This window comes from Kamptonema sp. UHCC 0994 (assembly GCF_029167235.1).
Taxonomy (GTDB): Bacteria; Cyanobacteriota; Cyanobacteriia; order Cyanobacteriales; family Microcoleaceae; genus Kamptonema.
The window spans coordinates 1-11302 of the sequence record NZ_JARFTR010000215.1 but is presented as its reverse complement, the minus strand read 5'-3'; the positions used below and the strand labels follow the sequence as shown (position 1 = coordinate 11302).

General features: G+C 43.6%; 3 protein-coding genes. All 3 read left to right on the top strand.

Annotated features, from left to right (window positions below; translation table 11 throughout):
• Window positions 1–65 precede the first annotated feature (65 nt).
• The 3 genes from PY364_RS19545 to PY364_RS19535 all read left to right on the top strand — a co-directional run bounded on the left by PY364_RS19545 (window position 66) and on the right by PY364_RS19535 (window position 11260).
• A complete protein-coding gene (locus PY364_RS19545) occupies window positions 66–2690 on the top strand; it encodes an alpha/beta fold hydrolase (RefSeq protein ID WP_275525004.1) in 2625 nt (874 codons plus the stop codon).
• A 94-nt stretch (window positions 2691–2784) separates the two neighbouring features.
• Window positions 2785–6051 (top strand): amino acid adenylation domain-containing protein, encoded by a 3267-nt coding sequence (locus PY364_RS19540; RefSeq protein WP_275525002.1) that lies wholly within the window; start codon window positions 2785–2787, stop codon window positions 6049–6051.
• Window positions 6052–6229: 178 nt separating this feature from the next.
• On the top strand, window positions 6230–11260 hold the full coding sequence (locus PY364_RS19535) for a type I polyketide synthase (RefSeq protein WP_275525001.1): 5031 nt from the start codon (window positions 6230–6232) through the stop codon (window positions 11258–11260).
• Window positions 11261–11302: the final 42 nt, after the last annotated feature.

The window sequence follows — 11302 nt, the reverse complement described above, 5'->3', positions numbered from 1 at the left end:
TTGCTCTGTTAATCGTGGTCTTCTACTATATAACAACATTGATAAAACCATCAGGAAATTGAGTTATGAAAACCGCTGAATTTTTGACAGATCTACGAAGTTTAGGCGTAGAAATTCAATTGAAAGGCGATCGCTTAACCTGTAATGCTCCCAAGGACGCTCTTACTGCTGAATTGCGAACAGAATTAAGCACTCGCAAAGCCGAAATTCTCTCTTTCTTGCGCCAAGCTGAGGAGATAGCTGCTACACCCACAGTCACCATTCACCCTGCTCCCAGAGATGGGAATTTACCCCTTTCTTTTGCTCAAGAACGTTTGTGGTTACTAAACCAGTTTGCTCCCGATAACCCAATGTATAACCTCCTATTTGCGGTACGCCTGCGGGGAGAGTTGAATGAAAGTATGTTCGAGCAATGTTGGGTGGAAATTCTGCAACGTCATGAAGCTTTGCGAACTACCTTTAAACTGGTTGATAACCAACCCGTACAGATTATTGCTGAATTTGTCCCTTCTCTTTTATCGATTATCAGCTTAGAAGAACTCCCAGAAATTGAGCGAGAACCAGAGGCGCTACAAATCTTGAACCAAGAGGTTCAACGTCCTTTCAAATTGGAAGAGGGGCCTTTATTTCGAGTAAAATTAGTGAGACTAAATCACGAGGCAAGGCTTTTACTGGTAGTCATACATCATATAATTGCAGATGGCTGGTCATTAGAAATATTGATGAAAGAATGGGGCACACTTTACAAAGCATTTTTGCAGGGACAGCCTTCTCCTTTGTCAAAGTTAACCATCCAGTATGCTGACTTTGCCTATTGGCAGAAACAGTGGTTGCAAGGTGAAATATTAGAAAATCAATTAGCCTACTGGAAACAGCAATTAAGTGGCAATATTCCCCTACTAAAATTGCCCACTTCTCAGTCCGCAACCCTGACCCCAAGTTCCCAAGGTAGCTATCAAGTTGTAGAGTTCTCTAAGGAATTTTCTACTGCGATCGAAACTCTTAGCCGCCAAGAAGGTGTATCTGTATTTATGACGCTGTTAACAGCATTTCAGATATTGCTCAATCGATATACAGGTCAAGAAGACCTTGTGATGTGTTTGCCAAGTGCAGGCCGCAAGGGTGCGGAGACTGAGGGAGTAGTTGGGTATTTTAATAACATTGTAGTGCTGCGGACTGATTTATCAGGAAACCCCAGTTTTCGGGAGTTATTAGGAAGAGTACGTGAAGGAGTTTTAGGAGCCTATGACCATCAAGATTTACCGTTTCAAACGGTTGCAGAATTGCCTAATTTAGCACGTATCTCTCTGTCAAAAACCTTATTTAGTTTGGAAGAGTCCTTCGCAAATCTGTTGGAGTTACCGGGTATTGAAATTAGCTCCTTGTTTCTGGATAATCAAGCCGCTGATTTTGATTTAGGTTGGTTGAACCTCTATGATGGATCGAGGTTCAAGATCATGACAAAATACAAAACTGATTTATTTAATGAGGGTGATATTTCTGAGATTCTAGAAAATTTTCAGAGGGTTTTGGAAAACATTATCCGCGATCCTAGTAGCCATCTATTCTCATTACCTTACTTCCGACAAATAAACCCGGATACAGTGGTGGAAGTAGAAGAGTATAATTTACAAAAAACCTTTGTTGCTCCTAGTAATGAGTTAGAAATTCAACTAACTAAGATGTGGGAAGAAACTTTAGGAATTAAGCCGATTGGAATCAAAGATAATTTCTTTGAGTTAGGCGGACACTCACTGAATGCTGCGCGTTTGTTCTTTAAAATTCAGGAGAAGTTTGATAAAACCCTGCCTCTAGCTACTCTTTTTCAAACCCCAACTATTGAGGGAATTGCTAACATTCTTCAGCAACAAGAATGGTCTGCTCCTTGGTCGAGCTTAGTCCCAATTCAACCTAACGGTTCTAGGAGACCTTTATTCTGCATTCATGCAGTTGGTGGCAATGTGCTTTCTTATCAGGTTGTAGCACATTATCTCGGTCAGGATCAGCCTGTTTATGGATTACAATCACGAGGTCTTGATGGGAAATCCCAACCTCACACTACCATTGAAGAAATGGCAAGAGATTATATTAAAGAAATTCGTAGCGTCCAGCCTAAAGGGCCCTATTGTTTGACTGGTCACTCCTTTGGAGGAATTGTGGCATTTGAAATTGCTCAGCAACTTGTGGCGGCTGGTGAAAAAGTTGGTTTGCTGGCTTTACTTGATACCTTTAGTCCAACTGTATCAACAGATGTTCCACCTTTATCCTATCAGTTTTACATCCATCGTTTAAATCTTTCACGATTTAAACTCAAGGATAAATTTTTGTACGTCATTGATAGAATACTGTGGATGTTTGAGAAATTAGGCGCGAAGATTGTCAAGAAATTTTATCAGTGGTTCCCTGGTAAAAATGGCGATGGAATCCCAGAGCATTTTAAGCTAATAGAGGCAAATAATTTTCAGTCTCAATACACTTATGAGCCGAAAGTTTATCCGGGGAAGGTGACTGTATTACGCGCAATTGAACGACCAACAAAAGAATATTATGAGCCTTTTCTAGGCTGGGGTGATTTAGCTGCTGGTGGAGTAGATATCGTAGAAGTTCCGGGACATCATAAGACTCTGATCTTAGAACCTCGCGTTCAGTCCTTAGCCAAGGCTTTGAATGAGTGTTTGGATAAGGTGTAAAGAGGAAAGATTCGTAACGCCGCCCTCTGCGGTAATTTACTGGCCAGAGGGCGGCGTTACGTAAGTTATTATCACTATTCAAAAGGATTTAATTATGAGCGATCGCTATTCCTATAAACTATCACCCATGCAACAGGGGATGCTGTTTCACCACCTCAAGGCGGAACAATCCGGTGTAGATATTGAACAGGTACTCTGTCACCTTCATCACGATCTTAACGTTGCAGTTTTCCAACAAGCTTGGGATCTCGTCATCGAGAGACATACTACCTTAAGAACTAGCTTTGGGTGGTCAGAAACAGGGGAACCGTTGCAAACAGTACATCCCCAAGTAAACATACTAATCGAACTTCAAGACTGGCGAAACTTATCGGAGAGCGATCGCACTCAATCTCTCGCTACCTATCTGCAAAGCGATCGCCAACGTGGTTTTATCCTAGCAGAACCTCCCTTGATGCGTCTAGCCCTGTTCCAGCAAGGCGAGGCTGACTACCAGCTAATTTGGACATTCCATCATATTTTACTAGATAGTCACGCGATCGCCACTGTCTTAAAAGAAGTTTTCACTTTTTATGAGGCCCTGTCTCAAAAACAAGAATTACAACTAGCAGCACCCCATCCTTATCAAGACTACATCGAATGGTTACAACAGCAGGATTTATCCCCCGCCGAAACCTACTGGAAACAAACCCTTAAAGGCTTCAGTACACCCACTCCGTTAATAGTAGATCGCCCCTCTGTTCGAGATAGTATCCAAGCCAAGCGTATAACAGAAATAATTCGACTTTCCCCCTCTCTCACTTGTAGTTTAAAAGCTTTATCCCCAACCCATAAAATCACCCTCAATACCCTTGTTTTGGGAATATGGGCACTGCTACTCAGTCGTTATAGTGGTGAAGAAGAAGTCTTGTTTGGTTATACTCGAACTTGTCGCGAAGGAACCCTCAAAGGTGCAGATACAATAGTTGGTTTTTTGAGTAATTCTCTACCTTTACGAGTCAATGTCTCACCAGAAAAAAATATAAAAATTTGGCTGCAAGAACTCCAAAATCAATGGGAAAAATTGCAAGACTACGAACATACTCCTTTGATTGAAGCGATTGCTTGGAGCGACATTTCCAGTGGAACTTCTTTATTTGAAAGCCTTGTCACCTTTGAAAATGAACCGATTAACTCGCTTTTACAAGGTCAAGGTGGTGATTGGGTTAAGCGCGAATTTCAACTCCTAGAACAAACTAATTTTCCCCTGAATCTTTACGGATACGGTGGCGAAGAACTTTCACTCAAAATTGAAGCAGATGCTCAACGCTTTGATGGCGATACCATAGCTAGAATGCTAGGTCATCTGAAAACGTTACTAGAAAATATAGCCGCCAATCTCGATCGCCCTCTAAAAGAATTACAGTTATTAACTGTAGCTGAACAAGAGCAATTATGTCAATGGAATCAAACCAAAACAGAGCATACTAACTACTGCGTTCACCAATTATTTGAGGAACAGGTAGAACGCACGCCTGATGCGATTGCTATTACTTTTCCTTCCCAATCTCCTGACTCTTATTTAACCTATCAACAACTCAATGAACGAGCCAATCAACTCGCAGATTACTTACAGGAATTAGGCATTGGGCCAGATATTTTAGTCGCCGTTTGTCTGGAACGATCTTTAGAAATGGCGATCGCGATTTTAGGTATTCTGAAAGCAGGCGGTGCTTATGTTCCCATAGATCCAGCTTACCCTCCAGAAAGGTTAACATTCATGTTAACTGATACTCAAGCTCCAGTCATTCTTACTCAGTCTCAATTAGTTGACAATTTACCCTCCCATCAAGCTAAAACTATTTGCTTAGATACAGACTGGTCAACCCTCAGCCAAAAAAGCAAAACAAACCCCATTAATCGAGCTAATCCTCATAACTTAACCTATGTAATTTACACATCTGGATCGACTGGTAAACCGAAAGGTGTCGCTTTAGAACATCGAGGTTTAGTCAACTTAATTTTGTGGCAAATTCAAAATTCTGGTCTAAGCGTTCAAGCCAAAACTTTGCAATTTGCTTCTCTTAGTTTTGATGTCTCCTTTCAGGAGATTTTCTCAACTTTATGTGCTGGTGGAACCTTAGTTTTTATTACCGAAGAATTGCGGAGAGATGCGGGTAAATTATTAGGCTTCCTGATGGCACAATCAGTTGAAAGGCTTTTTCTTCCTTTTATTGCCTTACAACACCTTGCAGAAGCAGCCCAAACCTACGAATTAGTTCCTACTACGCTGCGAGAAATAGTCACAGCCGGGGAACAATTACAAATTAGTCCGGCAATTTCTCACCTGTTTTCTCAGCTTAAAAACGCCACATTGCACAATCATTACGGCCCTTCAGAAAGTCATGTAGTTACTGCTTTTACCTTAACAGGTTCGCCTAGTAATTGGCCAGCACTCCCCTCTATTGGTCGCCCGATTAGTAATACTCAAATGTATGTACTAGATCGGTACTTGCAAAAAGTACCAGTCGGTATACCAGGGGAATTATATATTGGTGGGGTGAACTTAGCAAGGGGTTATCTCCATCGCCCAGACTTGACAGATGAAAAATTTATTACTAATCCCTTTTTAGAGGAGTTGGAAAGCAAAGATTTCAACTCAAGACTTTATAAAACAGGGGATTTAGCTCGCTACCTTCCTGATGGAAATATTGAGTATCTTGGTCGGATTGACAATCAAGTTAAAGTGCGGGGATTCCGCATCGAATTAGGGGAAATAGAAACGGCCCTAGCTACTCATCCCGCAGTTAAAGAAGTGGTGGTGACAGCCCGCGAAGATGAACCCGGAAATAAACGATTAGTAGCTTATCTTGTCCTGAATACTGAACAACAAATTGCCATTAGTGACTGGCGAAAGTTTCTCCTTGAGAGACTTCCAGACTACATGATTCCTTCAATATTTATCACCCTAGATCGCCTACCACAAACTCCTAGTGGCAAGATCGATCGCCGATCTCTTCCTGCGCCAGATACGCAGCGGCCGCACTTAGAACAGAGTTATGCGGCTCCGCAAAATCAGTGGGAATCTATACTTGCCAATATCTGGTGTAAGCTGTTAAAATTTGAGCAGGTTGGTATTGATGATAATTTCTTCGAGCTTGGTGGCAATTCACTGCTCAGCCTTCAAGTAGTTGCTAAAGTCAGGCAAGAACTTAATATCGATCTACCAGTAGTTAAAGTGTTTCAGTATCCTACTATCAGTGACTTGGCAAAATACCTCTCTAGTCAGGGAAAAAATGAGGTTTCTGCATCTGAACAGTTTCAAGAGCGAGGAGATAAACAAAAGTCAGCAATGGCTCGGTTTCGTCCTACTAGGAAGTGAGGTACGTAGTTGGGCTTTAGCCCTCCGATGATGTAGTAAGTGAGGTAAGCGCCTAACAACTCAAAACTTATTATATAGCCACTATTAAGAGGGCTAAAGCCCAACTACGTACCTCACTTACTTGAGAACCGCTATAGAAGGCGGCGTTACGAATAGACTGAAGGAGATTAATAACTTAATGACTAATTCACAAGAATATGAAGGTGTAGCAATTATCGGGATGGTTGGGCGTTTTCCAGGCGCAACCAATCTTGATGAATTGTGGTCGAATTTATGCAATGGTGTTGAATCTACGACATTTTTAACTGATGCTGAACTTGACCCCAGTATTGATAGCCAACTAAAATCTGACCCAAACTACATCAAAGCGAAAGGGATTATTAAAGATGCGGATAAATTTGATGCAGATTTCTTTGGGATAAATCCCCGCGAAGCTGAAATTATCGACCCGCAGCAGCGAATTTTTCTAGAAATGGCATGGGAGGCTTTAGAAAAAGCGGGTTGTAATCCTGATACTTATAAAGGTTTAATCGGTGTATTTGCCGGAACGGGAAATAACACTTATTTCGCTAATAATGTTTCTAAACGACCAGATTTAATCGAGGCGATTGGTGCATTTCAAGCAATGGTCGCCAATGAAAAAGATTTTCTGACTACCCGCACTTCCTATAAACTGAATTTGAAGGGGCCGAGTCTTAATATCTATACTGCTTGTTCGACTTCATTAGTCACAGTTAGTAATGCTTTCTACAGTTTACTGAGTTATCAATGCGATATGGCGATCGCAGGTGGTATCTCCGTCACCGTTCCCCAAAATAGCGGCTATTTGTACCAAGACGGGGGAATGTTTTCTAATGATGGCTATACTCGCTCCTTTGAAGCAAATGCTGAGGGTACTGTATTCGGAAATGGTGCAGGGGTGGTGGTACTCAAGCGTTTAGAAGATGCGATCGCAGACCGCAATTATATCTATGCTGTCATTAAAGGTGCGGCCACCAATAACGACGGCGCGGGAAAAGTGAGCTTCGCCGCCCCCAGTGTAGACGGTCAAGCAGGCGCGATCGCAATGGCCCAATCCTTCGCCGGCATAGAACCCGAAACTATTAGCTATATCGAAGCACACGGAACTGCTACACCCCTTGGAGATCCGATTGAAATTGAAGCTTTAACTCAAGTTTTTCGCGCTCAAACTCAGAAAAAACAATTTTGCGCGATCGGCACCATTAAAAGCAACTTCGGACATACAATCGCTGGTGCAGGCGTTGCTGGTTTGATTAAAACCGCCCTTTCTCTTCACCATAAACTCATCCCGCCTACGCTGCACTTTGAAAAACCTAATCCCAAAATCGATTTTGCCAACAGTCCCTTTTACGTCAATGCCACTTTATCCGAATGGAAAGCCGGCCCCACACCTCGACGGGCCGGTGTCAGTTCCTTCGGCGTAGGGGGTACAAACGCCCATGCAGTCTTGGAAGAAGCGCCTCCAGTCACACCCTCTGGCCCCTCTCGTCCCCGGCAATTACTCTTACTCTCAGCGAAAACCCCATCGGCCTTAGATGCGGCCACAGCTAACTTACGGGAATACTTGCAGCAAGATCCCGCACTCAATCTCGCGGATGTTGCTTACACCCTGAAAATCGGTCGCAAACCCTTTAATCATCGCCGCTTTGCGGTCTGTAACAGCCGAGAAGATGCCTTACAGGTACTAGATAGTCTCCCTCCCCAACAGTCGGCCACTCGCCAGACAGACGCGAAACAGCGCCCGATTGCGTTCATGTTTCCGGGGCAAGGGTCGCAGTATGTCAATATGGGCTTGAATCTCTATGAGACTGAGGCTGTATTCCGAGACACAGTAGACGAATGTGCGGAACTGTTGCAACCCCATCTGGGCTTAGATTTGCGGGATATACTCTACCCTAACAGTGATGATGCTGAAGCCGCAGCGACTCAGTTACGCCAAACTTGTTTTACCCAACCGGCTTTATTTGTTGTTGAATATGCTTTAGCTCAACTGTGGATGAGTTGGGGGATTCAACCTCAAGCGACCATCGGTCATAGTATTGGTGAATTTGTTTCCGCCTGTCTAGCTGGGGTATTTTCCTTGCAAGATGCCTTAATGTTAGTGGCAACCAGGGGGCGGTTGATCCAGAGTCTTCCCACTGGTTCCATGCTGTCAGTGGCCCTACCGGCTGCAACTTTAGAACAGCGGTTGAGTGCGGAAGTGGCGTTAGCGAAGCTTGCCGTAGGCATCGCAGCGATTAATGGCCCATCTTTGTGTGTAGCATCGGGTGCAACAGATGCGATCGCAGCCTTAGAAAGCCAACTAGCAAGCGAAGGTATCACCTGCAAACATTTACATACCTCTCACGCCTTCCATTCACCGATGATGGAACCGATTATTGACACCTTTGCTAATTATGTCCGACAAGTAGAACTTAAACCACCACAAATTCCATTTGTTTCTACTGTTACTGCTAGCTGGATTACAGCAGAACAAGCAACAGATTGTCTATACTGGGCGAAACATTTGCGGCAAACAGTACGCTTTGCAGAAGGAGTACAGGAATTATGGCAAAACGATTCTACCCTAATTTTATTGGAAGTTGGCCCTAGAACAACAGCGGCAACCTTAGCTCGCAAACAAGCCAAAGACTTGAAAAAACAAGTAGTAATTTCTTCCCTCAGCGATACCGCAGTTAATAATAGTGAATGGTCAGCTTTATTAACTGCCGTTGGACAACTTTGGCTGGCGGGTAGGGCGATCGACTGGGAGAGTTTTTATGCTGAAGAAACCCGCAGTCTCATTCCCTTACCCACCTATCCTTTTGAACGGAAACGCTACTGGGTAGAACCTATTGCTAGCATCCCATCAGCAGCCCAAGTTCCTGTCACCTCCGCCCAAAAATTACCATTACCCATTACTCATTCTTCATCCACCATGCAAACATCCCTAGCGAATCAAACTCAATCGCGCAAAGAGAGAATTTTTCCCTTATTACAAGAAGTCATCGAAGAAACTTCGGGGTTAGAAATTGATATTGCTGATGCTGCAACCTTGTTCGTAGAATTGGGAATAGATTCTCTAGCTTTGACGCAAGTGGGAACTGCTTTGCAGAAAAAATTCAACATCAAAATCACATTTCGTCAGTTATTAGAGGATTTCCCCACCCTCGATAGCTTAGCAGAATTCCTAGATGGAAATTTGCCACCGGAAGTCCTACCCGCACCACAGGAAACCGCGCCAATTTTACCACAAACTGTCAGCGAATTAGCGCCTCCGCCACCTCAAGCAATCAGACAAGAAAATCAAAACCAATTGCCAAATACCAATTACCAATTACCAACTACCAACTACCAAGTACCCATAGCAAATACTCAACCCGGTTCTCTAGAATCCGTCGTGGCTCAACAGTTGCAATTGATGTCCAAGCAACTAGACTTGTTGGGAAATAACCATTCATCCTCCCTGCCATCTGCACTGCCAGTTTCTACTCCTCAAACTATCCAACAGTCGCCTCCAATCTTATCACCTGCTCCGACCGGTAATGGCACTAGCAGCGCCCCAATAGCACAAAATTCTCCCCCGCCAACCGAAGAGAAAAAACCCTTTGGTGCTGCGGCGCGAATCAACACTCAGGGAAGAGAATTAAATTCCCAACAACAAGCAAAATTCGAGGCATTTATCAACCGATATACCGCCAAAACTCCCAGCTCTAAAAAGTACGCTCAATCGCACCGTCACCACCTCGCCGATCCGCGCACAGTATCAGGTTTTAATCCCACTTATAAGGAGATTGTTTACCCGATTGTAGTCAATCGTTCCTTGGGTTCAAAACTTTGGGATTTAGACGGTAATGAGTACCTAGATTTAACCAACGGTTTCGGCTCGAACTTTTTTGGATATTCCGCACCCTTTATTGTCCAAGCAATTGAAGAACAACTCAAACAAGGTTATGAAATTGGGCCGCAAACCCCTCTCGCTGGAGAAGTTGCTGAACTGATTTGCGAATTAACTAAGCTAGAGCGCGTGGCATTTTGTAACACAGGATCGGAAGCAGTTTTAGGTGCAATGCGCCTAGCCAGAACCGTAACGGGACGTAATAAAATTGCCATTTTTTCTGGTGCTTATCACGGCATTTTTGATGAAGTAATCGTGCGGGGAACGAAAAAATTACGGTCAATTCCCGCCTCCCCAGGAATTATGCCAGAAGCAGTTGAAAATGTGTTAATCGTGGATTATGGCGAACCTGAATCTCTGGAAATTTTAAGAAATCATGCCGATGAATTAGCCGCGATTATGGTAGAACCAGTGCAGAGTCGCCGTCCCGATCTTCAACCTAAAGAATTCCTCCATGAATTGCGACGAATTACCGAAAAATCGGGTTCAGCTTTCATCATGGATGAAGTGATTACTGGCTTCAGAATTCATCCCGGTGGTTCTCAAGCTTATTTTGATGTGAAAGCAGATATCGCCACCTATGGAAAAGTAGTGGGTGCTGGTTTACCGATTGGGGTAATTGCTGGGAATCGCAAATTTATGGATGCTCTCGATGGTGGTTTCTGGCAATATGGCGATCGCTCATTTCCTGAAGTTGGTGTCACCTATTTTGCAGGTACTTTTGTCCGCCATCCGCTGGTATTAGCAGCGGCGAAAGCAGCTTTAGAGTATTTGAAGAAATGCGGCCCAGAGTTGCAGCAATCGCTCAATCAAAAAACCAATAAACTAGCAGCCGAACTCAATAATTTGTTTGAGCAAATGCAGGTTCCCTTCCAAGCGAAAAATTTTGGATCTCTTTTTAAAGTTATCTACCCACCAGAATTTGTAGAAGGAGAATTGCTATTTTATTGGTTGCGGGAAAAGGGAATTCATATTTGGGATCATCGCCCTTGTTTCTTGACGATCGCTCATTCAGATGCCGATCTGGAATTTGTCATCGCCACATTTAAGCAAAGCATTGCAGAAATGCAAGCAGAAGGCTTTTTGCCTTCACCAGGTAACGGTAGTACGGCTCTTGAGTTAGCGGGAAATGGTCAAAAACAAGGGTCAGGAGCAAATGGTAACGCCTCCCCTCAACCACCTGTTCCCGGTGCAAAATTAGGACGAGATCCGAAGGGAAATCCGGCTTGGTATATACCAGATCCAGAAAGACCAGGAAAATATTTGCAGGTAGGAGAGAGCCTTTTACAGTCCAAGGCTATTTCACTGTAAACATGACTTACGTAACGCCGCCTTCTAGGCGGTATCTTTACC